The sequence below is a fragment of the Bacillus niameyensis genome, assembly GCF_001375535.1.
Taxonomy (GTDB): Bacteria; Bacillota; Bacilli; order Bacillales; family Bacillaceae_C; genus Lederbergia; species Lederbergia niameyensis.
In genome coordinates, this window is sequence record NZ_LN831197.1 from 477,385 (window position 1) to 496,019 (window position 18,635).

Annotated in this window: 22 protein-coding genes; 13 read left to right on the forward strand and 9 right to left on the reverse strand. The window is 36.3% G+C overall.

Annotated elements, in window-relative coordinates; translation table 11 throughout:
- Positions 1-266: 266 nt before the first annotated feature.
- Together BN1243_RS02320 and vrrA are read right to left on the reverse strand one after the other, a co-directional pair.
- Positions 267-1,706: a DDE-type integrase/transposase/recombinase gene (locus BN1243_RS02320; protein ID WP_062104485.1), complete on the reverse strand. Its 1,440-nt coding sequence runs from the start codon at positions 1,704-1,706 to the stop codon at positions 267-269.
- A 285-nt stretch (positions 1,707-1,991) separates the two neighbouring features.
- Positions 1,992-2,579 carry a VrrA/YqfQ family protein gene (gene vrrA / locus BN1243_RS02325; protein WP_062104667.1) on the reverse strand — a complete coding sequence of 196 codons (588 nt, stop codon included), beginning with the start codon at positions 2,577-2,579 and terminating at the stop codon, positions 1,992-1,994.
- A 204-nt stretch (positions 2,580-2,783) separates the two neighbouring features.
- Between vrrA and BN1243_RS02330 the strand changes: the two genes are divergently transcribed.
- Together BN1243_RS02330 and BN1243_RS02335 are read left to right on the forward strand one after the other, a co-directional pair.
- Positions 2,784-4,097 (forward strand): DEAD/DEAH box helicase, encoded by a 1,314-nt coding sequence (locus BN1243_RS02330; RefSeq protein ID WP_062104668.1) that lies wholly within the window; start codon positions 2,784-2,786, stop codon positions 4,095-4,097.
- Between the two features lie 67 nt (positions 4,098-4,164).
- Positions 4,165-5,067 carry a deoxyribonuclease IV gene (locus BN1243_RS02335; protein ID WP_062110316.1) on the forward strand — a complete coding sequence of 301 codons (903 nt, stop codon included), beginning with the start codon at positions 4,165-4,167 and terminating at the stop codon, positions 5,065-5,067.
- Positions 5,068-5,153: 86 nt separating this feature from the next.
- Here BN1243_RS02335 and BN1243_RS02340 read toward each other — a convergent pair whose 3' ends face one another.
- Positions 5,154-5,474, reverse strand: a complete 321-nt coding sequence (locus tag BN1243_RS02340; protein WP_326569827.1) for a DUF2624 domain-containing protein — start codon at positions 5,472-5,474, stop codon at positions 5,154-5,156.
- Between the two features lie 202 nt (positions 5,475-5,676).
- On the opposite strand from BN1243_RS02340, the gene BN1243_RS02345 reads away from it, so the two are divergent.
- Genes BN1243_RS02345 through BN1243_RS02355 form a run of 3 tightly spaced genes read left to right on the forward strand, consistent with a single transcriptional unit; the run spans position 5,677 to position 7,729 of the window.
- Complete coding sequence (locus BN1243_RS02345; protein WP_062104670.1) at positions 5,677-6,453, forward strand: metal ABC transporter ATP-binding protein; 777 nt, start codon at positions 5,677-5,679, stop codon at positions 6,451-6,453.
- Positions 6,450-7,316: a metal ABC transporter permease gene (locus BN1243_RS02350; protein WP_062104671.1), complete on the forward strand. Its 867-nt coding sequence runs from the start codon at positions 6,450-6,452 to the stop codon at positions 7,314-7,316. Before BN1243_RS02345 ends, BN1243_RS02350 begins: the two co-directional genes overlap by 4 nt.
- Positions 7,313-7,729, forward strand: a complete 417-nt coding sequence (locus BN1243_RS02355) for a Fur family transcriptional regulator (protein WP_062104672.1) — start codon at positions 7,313-7,315, stop codon at positions 7,727-7,729. The genes BN1243_RS02350 and BN1243_RS02355 overlap by 4 nt, the downstream gene beginning before the upstream one ends.
- A gap of 84 nt (positions 7,730-7,813) precedes the next feature.
- Here the strand turns inward: BN1243_RS02355 and BN1243_RS02360 are convergent, their stop codons facing one another.
- From BN1243_RS02360 to BN1243_RS02375, 4 genes are all read right to left on the reverse strand, one after another.
- Positions 7,814-8,404 carry a hypothetical protein gene (locus BN1243_RS02360; protein WP_062104673.1) on the reverse strand — a complete coding sequence of 197 codons (591 nt, stop codon included), beginning with the start codon at positions 8,402-8,404 and terminating at the stop codon, positions 7,814-7,816.
- A 64-nt stretch (positions 8,405-8,468) separates the two neighbouring features.
- Positions 8,469-9,599 (reverse strand): flavodoxin-dependent (E)-4-hydroxy-3-methylbut-2-enyl-diphosphate synthase, encoded by a 1,131-nt coding sequence (gene ispG, locus BN1243_RS02365; protein WP_154669788.1) that lies wholly within the window; start codon positions 9,597-9,599, stop codon positions 8,469-8,471.
- A gap of 201 nt (positions 9,600-9,800) precedes the next feature.
- Positions 9,801-10,118, reverse strand: a complete 318-nt coding sequence (locus BN1243_RS02370) for a hypothetical protein (protein WP_062104675.1) — start codon at positions 10,116-10,118, stop codon at positions 9,801-9,803.
- 54 nt (positions 10,119-10,172) lie between these two features.
- A complete protein-coding gene (locus BN1243_RS02375) occupies positions 10,173-10,688 on the reverse strand; it encodes a DUF1189 family protein (protein ID WP_062104676.1) in 516 nt (171 codons plus the stop codon).
- Positions 10,689-10,900: 212 nt separating this feature from the next.
- Here BN1243_RS02375 and sodA point away from each other — a divergent pair, with 212 nt between their 5' ends.
- The 3 genes from sodA to BN1243_RS02390 all read left to right on the forward strand — a co-directional run bounded on the left by sodA (position 10,901) and on the right by BN1243_RS02390 (position 15,001).
- Positions 10,901-11,509, forward strand: a complete 609-nt coding sequence (gene sodA / locus BN1243_RS02380; RefSeq protein ID WP_062104677.1) for a superoxide dismutase SodA — start codon at positions 10,901-10,903, stop codon at positions 11,507-11,509.
- Between the two features lie 112 nt (positions 11,510-11,621).
- On the forward strand, positions 11,622-12,833 hold the full coding sequence (locus tag BN1243_RS02385) for an MFS transporter (protein ID WP_062104678.1): 1,212 nt from the start codon (positions 11,622-11,624) through the stop codon (positions 12,831-12,833).
- Between the two features lie 140 nt (positions 12,834-12,973).
- Positions 12,974-15,001: a peptidoglycan D,D-transpeptidase FtsI family protein gene (locus BN1243_RS02390; protein ID WP_084782241.1), complete on the forward strand. Its 2,028-nt coding sequence runs from the start codon at positions 12,974-12,976 to the stop codon at positions 14,999-15,001.
- A gap of 22 nt (positions 15,002-15,023) precedes the next feature.
- On the opposite strand, the gene BN1243_RS02395 is transcribed toward BN1243_RS02390, so the two are convergent.
- Both BN1243_RS02395 and BN1243_RS02400 read right to left on the reverse strand, forming a co-directional pair.
- Positions 15,024-15,494 carry an MltG/YceG/YrrL family protein gene (locus BN1243_RS02395; protein ID WP_062104680.1) on the reverse strand — a complete coding sequence of 157 codons (471 nt, stop codon included), beginning with the start codon at positions 15,492-15,494 and terminating at the stop codon, positions 15,024-15,026.
- A 7-nt stretch (positions 15,495-15,501) separates the two neighbouring features.
- Positions 15,502-15,867, reverse strand: coding sequence for a hypothetical protein (locus BN1243_RS02400; protein ID WP_062104681.1), 366 nt, complete (start codon positions 15,865-15,867; stop codon positions 15,502-15,504).
- Positions 15,868-16,040: 173 nt separating this feature from the next.
- Between BN1243_RS02400 and rpmG the strand changes: the two genes are divergently transcribed.
- The 5 genes from rpmG (at position 16,041) to BN1243_RS02425 (ending at position 18,377) form a co-directional block, all read left to right on the forward strand.
- Entirely contained in the window at positions 16,041-16,190 is a 150-nt protein-coding gene (gene rpmG / locus BN1243_RS02405) for a 50S ribosomal protein L33 (RefSeq protein ID WP_062104682.1), read from the forward strand.
- Positions 16,191-16,266: 76 nt separating this feature from the next.
- Entirely contained in the window at positions 16,267-16,839 is a 573-nt protein-coding gene (locus BN1243_RS02410) for a 5-formyltetrahydrofolate cyclo-ligase (protein WP_069201751.1), read from the forward strand.
- A 43-nt stretch (positions 16,840-16,882) separates the two neighbouring features.
- The gene (locus BN1243_RS02415; RefSeq protein ID WP_062104683.1) at positions 16,883-17,068 is read left to right on the forward strand and encodes a hypothetical protein; all 186 of its coding nucleotides are present in this window, start codon (positions 16,883-16,885) and stop codon (positions 17,066-17,068) included.
- 126 nt (positions 17,069-17,194) lie between these two features.
- Positions 17,195-17,413, forward strand: coding sequence for a YqgQ family protein (locus tag BN1243_RS02420; RefSeq protein WP_062104684.1), 219 nt, complete (start codon positions 17,195-17,197; stop codon positions 17,411-17,413).
- Entirely contained in the window at positions 17,406-18,377 is a 972-nt protein-coding gene (locus BN1243_RS02425) for an ROK family glucokinase (RefSeq protein WP_062104685.1), read from the forward strand. The genes BN1243_RS02420 and BN1243_RS02425 overlap by 8 nt, the downstream gene beginning before the upstream one ends.
- The last annotated feature ends 258 nt before the right edge of the window (positions 18,378-18,635 follow it).

Genomic DNA, 18,635 nt, shown 5'->3' on the forward strand with positions numbered 1-18,635 from the left:
AGGTATTGTAAAAAGTTCTATGAAAACTAAAGCCTAATTTTAGTGATTCATCCCGAAACGGAGTGGAAACCCGTCGCAATCGCTCTTGACAAACACGCCAATGGTTTGAATTCAGAGTAACAAGGGCGAAGGGGACAAAAGAAGGCAGGCCAAATAAGCCCTTGGTTTTTCCAATTTTAAACCATTGGCAAGTTCGGTTTGTCAAGAGTTCGCTACGCCGATTGCTGAACAGATCCAAAAACACAAGGGCTCAGCTAAACAAAAAGTTAGGCTAACCGCTGTTGAACAATCCAATGCTGAGCTAAATCGATCAATTTTGTCCACCGTGCTGGCATGGTAGGAAGACCCGATAACGCTGTGTTCACAACAGGTACCTTTCCTTCTAAAGAGGCATGTGGCCGCAGAAAATTAAAATAAGCGACAAACAAAGTGACATAGGAAACAGAACCATGTTCTGAACCAAAGCCATGCGTGGAACGATAGTTCCCCTTGAAAGTACGATTCAATCTCTCGATGATTTGTTTTAGCGGTCTGTATTCAGTTGAAATAGGATCCTCATTGGTAAGCCCAATCACTTGTTTCACATCAAATTTGATGTCGTTCTGGGCAAAAAAGTGTTGAGCTAAAAGATAGATGGGATTTCCATCCACTACGAAGGTAAGATCTTTAGGGATATCTTGCATTTTAACTAACACTTCATCAATGGCACGAATAGCCGTTACCGTGTCGCGATTTGGAGACACTGGATAAGAGAGAATGATCTTCTTTACTGCATCAAAAAAGAAAAATAAATAGTGCCACTTTCCATTGACTCGGATATAGGTTTCATCGCCACAGAATTGATCAGAAAGCTCATAGGGATAATGATCCACATACGGTTTAAGCAATAGAGCCACACTGTTTTCGTAATTCAAAATGGTTTGGTGGGAAATTGCAACACCATGGACATCTTGCATAATGGCTGCTGTCTTACGGGCTGAAAGCCCATAATTCACATGATAGGTTAAGATCAGACCCAAAACGTGTGGCGAAGCATAAATCCTAGATAAATCGACTTTTGGTAACTCGAATGATCTCTTAGATAAAGGTCTAAAATCAATGTGAAACTGACGAAAGATATACCTCAATTTAAATGCTTGAGGATCTTTCTTAAACCGCTTTTTCTCTTTTTTAGACATGGTCTTCAGTTTCTTTCGATAATAAGAACAGTCATTATTTCTACATTTGTAGACAGAGAAATCTTTTCTTTCTTTAATCTTATCAAGGGTCTTTGCACAGTGAGGGCACTTAAGAATGGCCTCTTTAGAAAAGCGATTCTTATCACTGAAAAGGCAAGAACAAACCTTGCATTGAAACTGCCCTTTATCACCATTATTGGCGTACAGATAATCTGATGGAGCTCCACACTGTGGACAGTTCATTGTTTTTGGTACAGTGGCCTTTGCGTTAGAACGTCTTTGAACAGGTTTGAGGACCTTTCCATGTTCCTCAAGATACTCGTTTAAAAGTAATTTGTAATCAAATTTTTTTACGGTTTCGATGATCGGAAGGTCATCTACCTGCAGTTTTCGATAAGGCTTATTAACTGGCTCTTCTAAAGGTTTCTCAAACATGTTTTTACCAATGAGAAGAGTTTGTAAAGTACGGATCATTTGATCTTGGTACTTGATAAATTGAAGTAAATAGGTTAATAATTGAGGGTACAACTTGTCACTTCCTAATCTTGGTTGTTGGTGGTCTGGTAACCTCAATTATCCAAAGATTTTAGGGGGTGGCAAGTTTTTTGTCTATAAACCCTTTTAAATCAAGGAATTATTAACCTTTTACTATAGATGTTTTGACAATACGCAAACGGAGGAAGGGAGTGTAATATGAGTTAATAATTCACCATATAACCCCAATTCACAAATGCCAACGCATCTTGTTCTTAACAGAGTGACAAAGTGATACTTTAATCAGTAGGTGTTACACTTAGTTAATGCAGGAGAAGATTAATTAATATACAATTTAGGAACGGATTCACCAGTCTTCTTCTTTTTTGAAGATCTCACTTGTTTAGATTGCGTACTTTTCTTTTTTTCTACCCTCGGTGACGAATTGTTATTTTTACTTTCCTCTTCAGAACTCGTTTCCTCTTTCATTGAAGTCTCTTCAACCTTTGGTTCGTTATCTTGTTCCTCATTATCCGGACTTGATTGTAATCCTTGATAAATTCGCCACATTGCGGGTAAATTTCTTACTAATGGTCCATACTGTTGAATCAATGGACCAATTTGTTGCGCCGTGTTTAGAAAGTTTTGTGTCTTTCCTAAAAAACTAGTAATCGTTTGTGGATTCGTTAATCCTTGTAAAAGAGAAGTTTCGGTTCCGGCTCCAGCTGCACGCGAAAACATCGATGCTGCTCCCTGTGTCGCTCCAGAGCGTTGAAATAATTGAGACAATAAGCCTCTGCTAGCTGGTACTCTTGGTGGACCGGCAAATGGTGATACTCCTCTTGCTCCTTGACCGAATAAACCTGGATTTCCAACGTTTCGAGGAAAGAACCCCATTCTCGGTGGAGTAGGCGGTCGCATTGCCATGGATGAACCTCCTTTCGATAAGCTAGGAAATTTTTTTAACTTCTTGATTAAACAACATCTTTTTTTTCGTCTATAATCAATTTATGCTGTAGTTGCAAAAAAGTTTGGATATATGCCGTCACATAGACGTAAATTATTGTGATTGATGCATTAATAGTTTATAATAAACACTTTGAAGTGATCCTTTTTAAAGGAGTGAAATGAATGTCGGACAACTTCAGACAATTTCAGTTTAAGTCGTTTATTTATAAAGCAATAGAGGAATCTGGGTTTCATCAACCAACTGAAATTCAAAGTAAAATGATTCCATTAATTTTGAATGGGGAAAGTGCGATCGGACAATCCCAAACAGGTACTGGTAAGACCCATGCCTATTTATTACCTATTGTGAATCTAATTAATCCTGAAATAAAACAGGTACAAGCAGTGATAACGGTTCCCACTAGGGAATTGGCCGATCAGATCTATCAAGAGATTCAGAAGATAGTGCGGTTTGATGAAAACCGCCAGATTACCGCTAAACGTTTAATAGGTGGAACGGATAAGCAAAGAGATATTGATAAATTAAGGGAACAGCCTCATATTGTTGTTGGTACTCCAGGTCGGATCAATAATATGATTGAGGAACAAGTATTGTCTCTTTATAAAACTAAAACTTTGGTAGTTGATGAAGCCGATCTAATGCTCGATATGGGCTTTCTTCATGATGTTGATCAAATAGCAGGAAGAATGCCTAAGGAATTAGAAATATTCGTATTTTCTGCTACAATTCCAGAAAAATTAAAACCCTTTTTAAAGAAATATATGGAAAATCCAAAGTATGAACACGTTGATCCTGACCAGCTTGCTGCAAAAAATATTGAACATATTTTGATTCCGCTTAAAAGCAGGAATAAACTTGAACTATTAAATGAAATACTTCTTTCCTATAATCCATACTTAGCAATCGTTTTTGTCAACACAAAACAAATGGCAGATGAGGTTGCGGACAAATTGATCGAACTTGGGTTAAAGGTTGGAAGGATCCATGGAGATATTAGTCCGCGGGAACGAAAGAGAGTTATGAAACAAATCCGTAATCTTGATTTTCAATATATAGTGGCTACTGACTTAGCTGCTAGAGGTATTGATATTGAGGGTGTTAGTCACATAATTAATTTTGAGTTGCCGAAAGATCTTGACTTTTATATTCATCGGGCAGGACGTACAGCACGAGCAGGGAATAAAGGAATTGCTACTACGATTTACCAACCTTCCGATGAAGATTCGCTTGTACAATTAGAAAAGATGGGTATACCATTTCGATATTTCGATCTTAAACATGGTGAATGGGTTGAATCTGCGGAACGAAATCGACGTAAGAATCGAAAGAAAACTATTTCTGAAGAACAAGTAAAAGCAAATAAAATAGTCCAAAAGCCGAAAAAGGTAAAACCTGGTTATAAAAAGAAAATGCAAAAGCAAAAAGATCAAATCATTAAAAGAGAAAGAAAAGTACTAAGGAATAAAAATTCCTAAAAACTATGGGGGAGGAGCAAAGGAAATGATAGAAAATCGATCCCAACCATCAGAGAATAGTAAAAGGGTGTTAAAAATTGGATCCCACGTGTCCATGAGTGGTAAAAAAATGTTGCTTGCTTCAAGTGAAGAGGCAGTTTCCTATGGTGCTAATACTTTTATGATTTATACAGGCGCTCCGCAAAATACAAGAAGGAAAAAAATAGAGGAACTTAATATCGAAGCAGGTGCTCTCCACATGAAGGAGAATGGTATTGAGGAAATCGTTGTGCATGCTCCTTATATTATTAATATCGGCAATAGTGTAAATCCTGCCACATTTGAGTTAGGTGTTGATTTTCTTCGAAAGGAAATAGAAAGAACACAAGCTATTGGTGCAAGACAAATTGTTCTTCATCCTGGAGCACATGTCGGAGAAGGTGCGGAAAAAGGAATATCCAAAATTATCGAAGGACTTAATGAGGTTTTGACTGCTGATCAAGAAGTACAAATTGCACTTGAGACAATGGCAGGTAAAGGTTCTGAATGTGGTCGGAATTTTGAGGAACTTGCAGAGATCATTAATGGAGTAAAGTATAATGAGAAATTATCTGTTTGTTTTGATACATGTCATACACATGATGCTGGGTACGATATTGTCCAAAATTTCGATGGAGTCCTTGATGAATTCGATCGATTAATAGGAGTCGATCGTATTAAAGTACTTCATATTAATGATAGTAAAAATGAACGTGGTGCAAGAAAAGACCGTCATGAAAACATAGGGTTTGGTCACATAGGATTTGACGCGCTTCATTATATAATTCATCATCCACAATTAACTGATATACCAAAGATTCTCGAAACTCCTTTCGTTGGTACTGATAAAAAGAATAAAAAAGCACCATATAAGCACGAAATCGAAATGATTAAAAGTGGACATTTTAATGAGCATTTAGTGGAAATGATCACGGGAGAATTGGTCTTGTAATTGAAATAAGAAGATCTAAAAACGAGGCTTTCCCACTCCATAGTATGGGAAAGCCTCGTTTTAGAAAAAAGGTGTTCTTCTGTAGGCTATTTAGTAAATTGGATGAATAACTTGTTTAATTCCTTTGCTGTTTTTGGACCTGAGATTTTGGCAACTTCTCTAATGATACGCGAACGAGTTGCGTCATCAAAAATATCCATATTTTTCCCCCTTAAAAATGCTGCGACTTTTTCTGCTTCGTCCTTCGTTATTTGGAAGTTAAATTGTTTTGCATACTTCAATAACTCGTCTCCCGTAATCATATTCACTTTAAAATTCACCATATTTTTAATCATTTTCACGATTATCACTCCCAATAAAAATGTATGCCCAAGAAGTTGAAAACGTGATAAATATTTTCTGTTCAAAGAAAATGGACAAACTAGATGTTTTACAAAAGCTATTGAATGTTATATAATTTTGTAGTTGGTAAATCGTAATCATTCTTATTAATGTGGAATCTATTGATACAGGTTAGGGATCTAATGAGGTATCGTATACAACAAGTAAACATAGTAAGAAGCAACTTAATGTTTTTGAGAGGTAAAGCTAGATAGTGAGGTGTTTTTAATGGGTGAGCCCATTATTGAGATAAAAGCGGTTAGTTACCGCTATGATCGGGAAAACGTTTTAGAGAATATTAATATGGAGGTTCAAAAAGGAGCTTTTATAGGAGTGGTAGGTCCTAATGGGTCGGGAAAATCGACATTAATCAAACTTATTTTAGGATTGTTAAAACCACAAAAAGGAACTGTTTCTTTATTTGGTCAAACTAAATTTAAGGAATGGGACCGAATTGGATTTGTATCGCAAAAAGCTAATTCATTTAATAGTGGTTTCCCAGCAACGGTATTTGAGGTTGTACAGAGTGGTTTGGTCGGGAAATTAGGATTATTCCATTTTATGAAAAATCATCATAAACAAGAGGTAATGAAGGCGATAAAATCCGTAGGTATGGAGAACTTTACGAAAAGAAATATCGGTGAATTATCGGGAGGACAACAACAACGTGTCTTCATCGCTAGAGCAATTGTTTCCAACCCTGATATTTTAATTCTTGATGAACCGACAGTCGGTGTAGATGAAATGAATGTTCAATCCTTTTACGATATGCTAGAAAAATTGAATAAAGATCGAGGAATTACTTTATTATTGGTTACGCATGATATTGGAACGATTACGAATAAAGTGTCTCATGTAGCTTGTTTAAACAAAACATTACACTTCCATGGAGAAGTGGAAGAATTTGAAAAATTGGATACCGATGATTTATCAGGGATGTATAATCACGATGTTCATCTGCTATCTCATGAGCATAGTTCAAGGGGAGAAGGTGAGCAGTTGTGATAACGGCAATTTTTCAATATGAGTTTTTACAAAATACATTCTTAACTGGAATCTTGATTGGGCTAATTGCCCCTTTGTTAGGTACATTTATCGTTGTTCGCAGACTGTCCCTCATTGCAGATGCCTTAAGTCATGTGACTCTTGCTGGTATTGCAGCAAGTCTATTTATAAGTAAAAAGTTCATTTTATTTTCTGGTTTAAGCCCGCTTTATATGGGCATGGGCTTTTCTGTTCTTGGCTCAGTATTAATTGAAAGGTTGAGAATGGTCTATAAACATTATCAAGAACTCGCGATTCCAATCATTTTATCCGGTGGGATTGGAGTGAGTGTTATTTTTATTTCACTTGCTGAAGGATTCAACACGGATTTATTTAGCTATTTGTTTGGAAGCGTTAGTGCTGTTTCAAGAACGGATCTATATGTTATACTAGGGATTACGGTATTTGTATCTATTATGATAGTAATTCTATATAAAGAACTATTTGTACTATCTTTTGACGAAGAACATGCTAAAGTTTCTGGTATTCCCGCTAAGAGTATCCACTTTATTTTTATGATAATGATTGCACTTGTCATTGCTGCATCTATGCAAATTGTCGGTATTCTGCTCGTATCAGCATTGATGACACTTCCAGTAGCTAGCAGTATGCGAATAGCACACGGCTTCAAACAGACAATAGGCCTATCTATACTTTTTGGAGAAATAGCCGTAGTCGGCGGTTTAATAAGTGCGTATTATTTAGATTTGGCTCCTGGTGGTACTATTGTACTCATTTCAATTGCTATTTTGCTTATTGTTATATTCTGGAAGCATATGCATGGAAAACGACCAATCAAAATACAGCGAGGTGAAAACTCGTGAATATAAATGAAGCTATCGAAACTGTGAAGAGCAAGGGTTATAAGGTGACGGATAAACGAGAACAGATGTTGGAAATCTTTGCTCAAAGTAATAAATATCTTACAGCGAGAGAAGTACTTGAGCACATGCAAGTAAATTACCCAAACTTAAGTTTCGATACGATTTATCGGAATCTATCATTATTTAATGACCTTGAAATTTTGGAATCAACAGAATTGGCTGGTGAAAAACATTTCCGGTATGTTTGTACAGCTGTTGATCATCATCACCACCATTTTATTTGTTTAACATGTGGTAGTACGAAGGCAATTGAGATGTGTCCTATGGAATTAGTTACTGGAGACTTGAAAGGGTATTTTGTAGCAGACCATAAATTTGAAATTTATGGAAAATGTCCTGCATGTAGTAAATAATAAAAGGTTAAACAATATTCCTTAGGGAAACTACTGTTGAAAGAAATAAAAGAAAATGGCTGTCCATTAGGACAGCCATTTCTTTTACCTTAGTTGTAATTCATTTGCTTCTGTTTTTAACCATTGGTCTACCCAGTCTCTTGCTTCAAGCCAATTATGGACCCGAATAACATTTAAAGGTGCAGGTTTTCGATTGTAGGGAGTGTCAAAAAGGATAACAGGAATCTGCAATTCTTCAGATAAGCTAACAGCATTATCATGTTTATCCTCAAAAAATATGTCAATACCCATTTTTTTAGCTGTACTTACTTTATCATGACTGCCAACTAACTCGATATGGTGATAGTTAATTTGATGGTTGGTAAACCAAGTTTTAGTGACATCCATAAGTGTATGTTCTCTTGCGCTGATAAAAAAGAGTTCATGGTTATTAAACCATTGTGCTAGGATAGATTTTGCATCCCTTGCCAGCGGAGATTCCGCATAAATAGTGGGTTCAGCTTGTTTAAACCATCTATAGAAGGATTCTTCAGAGATATTTAAACAATCCGTTATTTCATATTCGGTTAAATCATCCAGTGTTATATTTAAATCGAAAGCTTTATTAATGTGGGGAACTAACGATGTTGGACAAGTTACGGTCCCATCGATATCGATGCCAAATTTTTTAATAATAATAATTTCCTCCCTTTATAAGTTAGCTCATGATGGGCGGGGGTATAACGGAAAAAGGCTGCCGTTAGACACCCTCATTTACCTCAGCTGCAATTCTTTCTTCTTCTTGTTTTTGATAATATTCCTCAGCCATTTTATCAATTTCCTTCTTTAATTCCTCGACCATAGTGGCTTCCGGAACCTTTCTAACAGTTTTTCCCTTTTTAAAAAGAAGTCCTTCGCCACGAGCACCTGCAATCCCGATATCTGCCTCTTTAGCTTCACCAGGGCCATTTACGGCACAGCCTAACACAGACACTTTAATTGGTGCTTTAATCGTTTGGAGATACTCTTCCACTTCATTGGCAATTTTGATTAGATCGATTTCAATTCTTCCACAGGTAGGGCAGGAGACCAGAGTTGCGGCATTGGAAAGTAGTCCATATGACTTTAATAACTCTCTTGCAACCTTTATTTCCTCTACGGGATCGGCACTTAAAGAAATTCTCATTGTATTGCCTATTCCTTTACTAAGGATCGCCCCTAAGCCAGCTGCACTTTTAACTGTTCCTGCAAAGAGAGTTCCGCTCTCGGTAATTCCAAGATGAAGAGGGTAATCAAATGCCTTTGCGGCTTTTTCATAAGCTTCAATAGCAAGTGGAACATCGGATGCTTTCATGGAAACGATTATATCGTGAAAATCCAAATCTTCTAAGATTTTAATATGATGTAGAGCACTTTCGACCATCCCGTCGGCTGTTGGATAACCATATTTATTTAGAATGTTTCTTTCAAGGCTACCAGCATTAACACCAATTCGAATCGGGATCCCTTTTGCCTTAGCCGCTTTAACGACTTCTTCGACTCTTTCTCGCTTTCCAATATTACCAGGATTGATCCTTATTTTATCTGCTCCGCCTTCGATAGCTTTTAGCGCAAGTCGATAGTCGAAATGAATATCGACAACTAATGGAATGTTAATTCTCTTTTTTATATCAGCAATAGCATTGGCTGCTCGTTCATCTGGACAGGCAACCCTTACGATTTGACATCCTGCTTCTTCCAAACGCTGAATTTGTTGAACAGTAGCTTCGACATCATGTGTTTTAGTTGTTGTCATACTCTGTATGATAACTTGGTCAGCTCCACCAATTGTTAAATTTCCGACTTTAACAGGGCGTGTTTTCGTACGATGTGTAATTTCACCCAAGGACATGTCTCTCCTTTTTATAACAATAAAATTATTCTCATTTCATCTCAATTGCATGCGACAGACCGTCTTTTCTTTAGCCGTCATCCTTATTTAAAAAAGTTTGTACGTCGCAATACGAGACGCTTTCGCTTTTTTATTCCACATTCATATTGTATCAATCTTTTAGGTGGTTTTACAACAGATTGGATATATTTAGTGATTGTCTTATTGATAGATTGGAAATTTATAGCTTTTTCCTATCTGAATTTGTTCAGGTTTTGTACCGTTATTTAATCTTTCAAAGTCTTTGACTAATTGACTAATTGGGATCGGTAAGGGACCTGCTAGTCTTTCTTCCATAATTGAAATGACTGTATCGCCACTAGCTATTTCTAACTCAATAAAGGGATCTAGAGCTGTTTTTTGCTCCTCCAAATTGGTTTGAACAATGGCTGAACTTGCCGGAATTGTCCCTGCTGTTAAATCGTGATATACGCTATATATAACAACTAAACTAACAATTGAAATGATTAATCTTTTCATAATAAAAAACCCTTTCTATCATGTTAATTCATCAATATGATAGAAAGGGAGTAATTATGATAATTGTTTTCTTTTTTGAACAGGCATTTTTTTGATTCCGAAGAAAATATATATTAGCGCAATGAACACATCTAACAAAGCTGCGTATGGGATAGTCACGTTCAATAACGGTATTAACCCGAATAGAATTGTGGGTAAGGTTATACTAAAAGCAACTAATCGCCAACTATTTCGATATGGTAGAGACTGATTAGTACTTTTTGCAATTAGTTGGGCAAGCCATGCTAAAAATGAAATTTTTATAAAAATAATACCCGCATACAAAATATACATGCCTATTATATAGAAAGGTAAAATAATAACAAGGCTTCCTCCATCAAATGTTGATGTTAAGTCGGAATACTTTTTATCCATTACTAACATCTTTATGACAGTTGGCAGAAAATAAATAAGTATTAGAAAAAATACATACTTGAAAGTTTTTCCAATATCCATAAACCTAAATTTGGCAATATCTTTAAAAGAATAGCAACTTTTATATAATAGAGTAAATATTGATAGACTTCTCATCTTTCCACTTCCATTTCAAAATACTTATCCACTTTAGTTTAGGTGGGGCAGGTAACTATTATCAAGTAAAATGATAGGTAAAAATGAAAGTTTTCTTTTAATCGCCGAGTAAAGCAAATAAATTGAATCCAATAGCTAATTTTGGTAATCTTAAATTGTAAACGGTTGAATCGTTGAACGATTCAAAATAATTACATAGGGAGGAAATACCAATGGCTTACGAATTACCAAAATTACCTTATGCATATGAGGCATTAGAACCTCATATTGACAAGGAAACAATGAACATCCATCACACAAAGCATCATAACACTTATGTGACTAATTTAAATAATGCTCTTAATGGACATGAGGAATTGGCTAGCAAATCAGTAGAAGATTTGATTGCGAATCTAGATGCTGTTCCTGAGTCTATTCGTACCGCTGTAAGAAACAATGGTGGGGGACATGCAAACCATTCATTGTTCTGGACATTATTGTCTCCTAACGGGGGCGGCGAACCAACAGGATCTGTTAAAGAAGCGATCGATAATAAATTTGGCAGCTTCGATAAATTCAAAGAGGAATTTCAAGCTGCTGGAGCAGGGCGCTTCGGTTCTGGTTGGGCTTGGCTAGTAGTTGATAATGGAGAGCTAGAAATTACAAGCACTCCTAACCAAGATAGTCCTTTAATGGAAGGTAAGACTCCTATTCTTGGCCTTGATGTATGGGAGCACGCTTACTATTTGAACTACCAAAACCGTCGTCCAGACTATATGGCAGCATTCTGGAACGTAGTTAATTGGGATGAAGTTCAAAAGCAATATGATGCTGCAAAATAAGATACATTAAAAAATAAAACGAATTGCGTTGATCGCAGTTCGTTTTATTTTTTATTCGTATAATTCTCCCTTCTTCACTAAAGATAAAGAGAAGGAAAAGGGGAGTTTGTATATGCTTAAATTTAAAAAACTTTACGATGGAATTGATGTTACAAAGGATCTTGTCCTTTTATTGTCTATAGGTGGGCTTTACTCACTTAGCATTTCATTATCCAATACGTTTGTAAATGTATATCTTTGGAAACAATCACAAAGTTTTACTGACCTTGCCATTTTTAACCTCGCAATTGTGATCTTACAGCCACTTACATTTATTTTAGCGGGAAGATGGGCGAAAAAAATTGATCGTGTTATTGTTTTAAGAATCGGTGTTATAACTTTAGCTTTATTTTTCATAGCAGTACTCTATTTTGGAGAGAAGTCTTCACATTATTTGGTAGTTTTAGGAGCTTTACTTGGAATTGGCTATGGATTTTATTGGCTGGCGTTTAATGTTCTAACATTTGAAATTACCGAACCGGAAACGAGAGATTTTTTTAATGGCTTTATGGGAGCATTGTCTTCATCTGGTGGCTTAATTGGTCCCATCACAGCCGGTTTCATTATTACAAGATTTGAATCTAATATTGGCTATTCTGTCATTTTTGGTATTTCACTTGCCTTGTTTGCCACTGCGGTTATTACAAGTTTTTTTCTCCGCAGACGCCCCTCTAATGGTCGATATTTATTTCCGCGTATCTATCAAGAAAGAAAGTCTAATGCAAATTGGCGTTACGTGACAAATGCTCATTTTCTACAAGGAACCCGTGAAGGAATATTCGTTTTTGTCATTTCCGTGTACATCTTTATTACAACAGAAAATGAACTATCTTTAGGTACATACGGGCTTGTGCATGCGGGAACAGCTTTTATCATTTACACGCTTGCGACTAAATTAATCAAGAAAGAAAAAAGGAAAAAAGCAATGATTATTGGAGGAACGATCCTCTTTGCTGCTATTTTCCTGATCATATTTAAACCAACATTTCCTCTTTTGCTTACATACGGTGTCATTATTGGAATCGCTTATCCACTCATGCTCGTCCCATATTCTTCTATGACTTTGGATGTGATCGGGAAAAGTTGGAAAGCTGGAGAAATGCGGATTGAGTATATTGTTGTTAAGGAGTTATTTTTAAATGCGGGTAGGATTTTTTCGATTATAGTTTTTATTGCAGCAATTAAAATTTATAATCCGTCCATTGTGATCCCCATTTTATTAGTAATTTTTGGGCTAGGTCATTTTCTTGCCTCCTTATTACTATTAAAACTTAAAGTTGAATAAGGCAATTTCTAACTAAGAAATTTTTCACTGGTCTTGAGCTATGTTTTCTTCTACAATAGAAGATAGGAGTAGAGAAGAAAGGGCTGGATCAGTTGAGAAAGAATAATAAAAAGAAGAAAAAAACGCATGTTCCATTGCGAATGAATATATTGTTTTTCGTTGTTTTTGCTCTCTTTTCCGTGTTAATTTTGCGCTTAGGCTATGTTCAAATTGTTCACGGGGAAGACGCGAAGAGGGAATTAGACAGAACGGAAGATGTCACCGTCAGAACAACCGTGCCAAGAGGTTTAATTTATGACCGCAACTTCAATCCTGTCGTTGAAAATGAAGCGGAACGGGCGATTATTTATACAGCACCTAAGTCGCCGAACCAAAAAGAGACGCTTGAAACTGCGGAGAAATTAGCGGAAATTATCGATCAAAATACCGATAAAATTACTCAACGAGATAAAGTTGATTTTTGGATTTTGAAGAATCCGGAAAAAGCAAAGGCTAAATTGACTGAAAAAGAGTGGGAAAAATATCAAGGGAAAGATTCTGAAGCCTATAAACTGCAAAGAGAGCGAATAACAGATGAAGACTTAGCTTCACTAACAGAAGAAGATTTAGAAGTTTTGGCTGTGTATCGTGAGTTTATTAGTGGCTACGCTCTCGACCCGCAATATGTAAAAAACAAAAATGTAACACTTGATGAAATGGCGATAGTAAGTGAAAACCTATCAGATCTTCCGGGTGTAGACACTACAACAGACTGGGAGAGAACATATCCTTATGGAGATACTTTACGCTCGATATTAGGGAATGTGAATCAGGGACTTCCTGCTGAGAAATTAGACTATTATTTGTCCAAAGGATATAGCCGAAACGACCGTGTGGGAAAAAGCTATCTTGAGCTTCAATACGAAGATGTGCTTAGAGGTCAAAAGGAAAAAATCAAAAATGTTACAAAATCCGGTAATATACTTGAAACAGAAATTGTTCATGAAGGTGAACGTGGGAAAGACTTAATTTTGACAGTCGACATGGAATTGCAACAAATCGTAGATAAAATTATTGAAGAGGAAATTATAAAAACAAAAAGAAAAGCGGGAACCGGTTTATTAGATCGGGCCTTTGTTACGTTAATGGATCCACATACAGGTGAAATATTAGCAATGTCAGGTAAGCAATATACCTATGATGAGGAAGAAGGAAAGTACACCTTTAAAGACTTCGCCGCCGGTAATTTTACAACTGCGTATGTACCTGGGTCTGCTGTAAAAGGTGCGACGGTTTTGACTGGCTTTATGACTGGGGTTAACAAACCGGGGGATCACCTTTTAGATGAACCGTTGTACTTTAAAGGAACTACTCGGCCAAAAAGTTCCTGGTTTGGCAGAGGAGGATTTATGGATGAACAACAAGCTTTAGCACGCTCCTCTAACGTGTATATGTTTCGAACAGCTATGAAAATTGGTGGCCTAAATAATTTTACCCAGGGTGGCTATTTGAGTATTGATAAGGATAAGGCATTTACAGATATGCGCTATTATTTTAGTCAATTTGGACTTGGGACAATGACGGGAATCGATTTGCCTGGAGAGATGAGCGGATATAAGGGAGATTATAAAAATGACCAAGCAGGTAAAGCACTTGACTTTGCGATTGGTCAGTATGATACGTTTACCCCGCTGCAACTCGCTCAGTACGTTTCAACGATTGCCAATGGCGGCTATCGAATGCAGCCCCATATTGTCAAGGAAATTCGCAATCCAGGCGATGGAAAAGGCAATTTAGGACCTATAGCTCAAGAAATTCAACCTAAGGCATTAAATCGGATTGATGCATCAGATTATGAAATTGGAAAAATCCAGAGCGGTTTTTGGAAAGTGTTTCACCAATCTAATGCTACAGGGACAGCATTTGAAAAGTTTGATGCAGCTGGAAAAACTGGTACTGCTGAAACTTTTGATCAAGGACAAAGTGTCTGGAATTTGTCACTCGTAGCTTATGCCCCATATGAAAATCCAGAAATAGCAATGGCTGTGCTTGTTCCGTCAGCTTATTTGAACAAGAATAACTATTCTAATAGTATTAACTCGGATATTGGTACACGCGTATTGAAAGCCTATTTCGATCTCAAAGCGGAACGTGCAAATATCGGGAATAAGAATAATGAGGAAAAATAAAAAAGCAGGTGCGCCTGCTTTTTTATTTTTCCTTTGCGATAATTTCTGCAATTTCCTTATATGTCATGCCTGTCTTTAATTCAAAACTGCCTATTTGTAAATATCTCTGCAAATCTTGATCTGCTAAATAGTCATTAAAATTTTCAGCATCTTCAATCAAACCAGCTTCTTCCAATTCATTACTTATTTCCTTTGACGTCATCCCTTCGGAAATAGTTAATTGAAATGATTCCTGTATTGTTTTTTCATCTGATGCACTATCTGCTTTTTTCGCTGTCTTTTTTTCACTAGCCAACTTTTCGTACTTAGTCTGCCATTCTTTAGTTTCGCTTTTTATTTGCTCATATTCTTTTTTTGTTATTTCTACATATCCGACTCTTGATGGCTCAGATTTTTCAGTACTGGAGGGCTTAGACAGAGAATTATGGCCAATTAAAAATAAAGAAGCGAGTAGTAGACCTGAAGCGAATGCTCTCGTTGTTCTTTTGTCCATAATGTTATTACCCCCTCACTCGTTTTTGGTTATTCACAATCGATCGGATCGTTTGGATCGGTAAGGAAGATTGTTTAGAAATTTGCTTTAAATCGAGACCTTGATTATACAGGGCAATGACATGATTTTTTAAAATTTCATTTGGTTCAGAAGTTGCTTGAGGTTTTGAAATATTATTTAAAGCACTTTCTTCCAAAAGTAATTCCTCTTCAAGAACTTTTACTCTCTTTTTCAAAAGATAATTTTCTTGAAGAATTTTCATTGATAATTGTTCCATATCCTTTTCAATTGTTTTTGTTTTGTCAGGTTGAAAAAAAGAGAGAATAAATAAGAGAATTGATAAAGATAATAAAATGATAATTAACGTACTCATAGTTCACCTCTTAAGGAATATTCCTTCTATTTATATCATAATTCGACACATTCCTCTATGTTCACGTTTATACGATATTCGAAAAAAATGAACTGGAATTTCCTTTGGAATAGTGCTATTATAGAAAAGTCGCATAGATTGTTAAGAATGTATTGAAGTTTGGAGGGAAAGACATGCGCGTTAATATTACATTAGCTTGTACAGAATGCAATGAACGTAACTATATTTCAACAAAAAACAAACGTACAAATCCAGATCGTCTTGAGTTGAAAAAATATTGCCCCCGAGAGAAACGTGTTACTTTACACAAAGAAACGAAGTAATCGATCGCAAAAACGTCAGAACCATTGGTTATCCAGTGTTCCTGGCGTTTTTTAGTATATCGATAAGGAGACAATAATGGATAAAACCTCTATTAGAAACGAAATGAAGATTAAATTAAATGCGATAGATAAAATTACATATGAACATCAATCTTATCATATAGCTAAGCAGCTCTTTCATACTAATGAATGGAAAAATGCTTCTGTCATCGGAATTACTGTATCACGGTTTCCAGAAGTGGACACGTGGCAAGTGATTCGTGAGGGATGGGCTGAAGGAAAAGCGATAGTTATTCCTAAATGTTATCCTTCAACGAAAAATATGAAGTTTTTTCAAATTCATGAATTTAATCAAATGGAAAGTGTCTATTATGAATTATTTGAGCCAAAGGAAGATCATGCAACAGAGGTAAAAAGTGGCGATATCGATTTACTCATTGTTCCAGGTCTCGCTTTTACAAAAGAAGGTTATAGAATTGGCTTTGGCGGTGGCTATTATGATCGCTATTTAATGCGTTTTCAAGGTACCAAGCTTTCGCTAGCATTTTCAGAACAAATTAAAGAGGAACTACCTATCGAACAATATGATCTTCCAATTACCCAAATCATTACCGAACAGGGAATTATTAATTGCAAGAAGAATACATAATTTTTAGCTTTAATTGTCATTCTAAGACTAGGAGGGATTAGTTATGAAAACAATAATAAAATGGGTCATGGCATTGACCGCTTTATCCCTAGTCTTTCGTTTTAGGTACAGATTGTTAAATCTTCTTCTCGGCAACAAACAGATCAGAAGTTTCGGGATCAATACAATTATGCGAATTCCAGGTATGGAAGATCGATTTTTAAAAAGTGCTTTCGGTTCAAATAATTAAAGTGATAGCTGGCATTTTTTTGCCAGCTATATTAGTGAAAAAAATTGAATCTCTTGCTAATTATTTGATATAGTATGATTAGCTTAATGAAATTAAATTTAGACAATTAAAACTGTGGTGAAAAACGTGAAGTTTGTTTATGATGTTCAGCAAATGCTAAAGAGATTCGGAATTTTCACCTATATGGGTGAAAGATTGCTAGATATCGAATTAATGGAAATGGAAGTAAAGGAATTATTTTTCTCTAATCTAATTAGTAAAGAAGAAATGCAGCGAGCTTTAACTATTTTAAAAAAAGAAATGGAAAATGAAAATAAAAAGAGAAAAGGGGATAAAAATGAGTAATCAAAAGGTGTTAGCTGGTATTGATATAGGAGGGACTACTGTAAAACTGGCTCTTTTTACAGTAAAAGGAGAAATTCTCGCAAAATGGGAAATTCCAACTGATAAAACAGACTACGGAAAAAAAATTATGGAAGATGTTAAAGTTGCGGTAACAAATAAGCTTGCAGAATTAAACATCCCATATGAATCTTTGAAAGCTGCAGGGGTCGGTGCTCCTGGTCCAGTTGATACTGAGAACGGTATTCTTCAAGGAGCTGTTAATATTGGTTGGAAAGATAATTTCCCGCTTCGCGATTTAATGCAATCAGCTTTAAATGTTCCTGTTGCCATTGAAAATGATGCAAACGCTGCAGCTCTCGGTGAAATGTGGAAGGGTGCTGGTTCAGGTGCAAAAGATTTAATCTGTATTACTCTCGGTACTGGAGTTGGCGGTGGCGTTATCGTAAATGGTGACATTGTCCACGGAAGCAATGGTGCTGCAGGTGAGATTGGACACCTTACGTCTGTACCGCGTGACGGGTATTTGTGTAATTGTGGAAAGAGAGGCTGTTTAGAAACCGTTGCGTCTGCTACAGGAATCGTTCGCACTGCTACTGACAAATTAGCTACTTTTGAAGGAAACTCCGTTTTAAAGGATCTCTTGCAGCAAAATGGTAAAATCTCTGCAAAAGATATCTTTGACGCTGCAAAATCTGGCGATCAACTTGCTTTGGAAACAGTATTGTCGCTTGCTGATCATTTAGGACTTGCGCTGGCCAACATTGGAAGTGTCTTTAATCCTGAAAGAATCGTAGTAGGTGGCGGCGTGTCGAAGGCTGGCGACTTCTTACTCGACAAGATCAGACAAGCGTTTGACCAGTATTCCTTTAAAGCAGTAGCGGAATCGACAGAAATCGTTTTGGCTAAACTAGGTAATGATGCTGGAATCGTTGGTGCTGGGTGGCTTGCAGCAAATAAAATATAAGAGTAAAATTCTTTTATGTAAATAATTCTAAAAAAGTATTAATCTATTATGACAATTTCATGACTATTATTAAAAGTAAATGAAAGGGCGAGAAAAATCCATTCTTGCCCTTTCATTTTTCCCTTCTATGTATATATATAATTGTGTCTAAAGTATGAAAAACAAAAAAGGTGGACAAATAGTGAAACTTTTTTGATGTTTATGCGTCTATAGATAGGGAATAGAGAATACAATTGTTTGGGATGAAAAAGGAAGTTG

Excerpts from the sequence above, each read along its gene's own strand:
- vrrA (WP_062104667.1), bottom strand. The coding sequence starts at position 2,579 with ATGGCAATGCGACCGCCTACTCCACCGAGAATGGGGTTCTTTCCTCGA.
- BN1243_RS02330 (WP_062104668.1), top strand. The coding sequence starts at position 2,784 with ATGTCGGACAACTTCAGACAATTTCAGTTTAAGTCGTTTATTTATAAA.
- BN1243_RS02345 (WP_062104670.1), top strand. The coding sequence starts at position 5,677 with ATGGGTGAGCCCATTATTGAGATAAAAGCGGTTAGTTACCGCTATGAT.
- ispG (WP_154669788.1), bottom strand. The coding sequence starts at position 9,599 with ATGTCCTTGGGTGAAATTACACATCGTACGAAAACACGCCCTGTTAAA.
- BN1243_RS02370 (WP_062104675.1), bottom strand. The coding sequence starts at position 10,118 with ATGAAAAGATTAATCATTTCAATTGTTAGTTTAGTTGTTATATATAGC.
- BN1243_RS02375 (WP_062104676.1), bottom strand. The coding sequence starts at position 10,688 with ATGAGAAGTCTATCAATATTTACTCTATTATATAAAAGTTGCTATTCT.
- sodA (WP_062104677.1), top strand. The coding sequence starts at position 10,901 with ATGGCTTACGAATTACCAAAATTACCTTATGCATATGAGGCATTAGAA.
- BN1243_RS02385 (WP_062104678.1), top strand. The coding sequence starts at position 11,622 with ATGCTTAAATTTAAAAAACTTTACGATGGAATTGATGTTACAAAGGAT.
- BN1243_RS02390 (WP_084782241.1), top strand. The coding sequence starts at position 12,974 with ATGAATATATTGTTTTTCGTTGTTTTTGCTCTCTTTTCCGTGTTAATT.
- BN1243_RS02395 (WP_062104680.1), bottom strand. The coding sequence starts at position 15,494 with ATGGACAAAAGAACAACGAGAGCATTCGCTTCAGGTCTACTACTCGCT.
- BN1243_RS02400 (WP_062104681.1), bottom strand. The coding sequence starts at position 15,867 with ATGAGTACGTTAATTATCATTTTATTATCTTTATCAATTCTCTTATTT.
- rpmG (WP_062104682.1), top strand. The coding sequence starts at position 16,041 with ATGCGCGTTAATATTACATTAGCTTGTACAGAATGCAATGAACGTAAC.
- BN1243_RS02410 (WP_069201751.1), top strand. The coding sequence starts at position 16,267 with ATGGATAAAACCTCTATTAGAAACGAAATGAAGATTAAATTAAATGCG.
- BN1243_RS02415 (WP_062104683.1), top strand. The coding sequence starts at position 16,883 with ATGAAAACAATAATAAAATGGGTCATGGCATTGACCGCTTTATCCCTA.
- BN1243_RS02425 (WP_062104685.1), top strand. The coding sequence starts at position 17,406 with ATGAGTAATCAAAAGGTGTTAGCTGGTATTGATATAGGAGGGACTACT.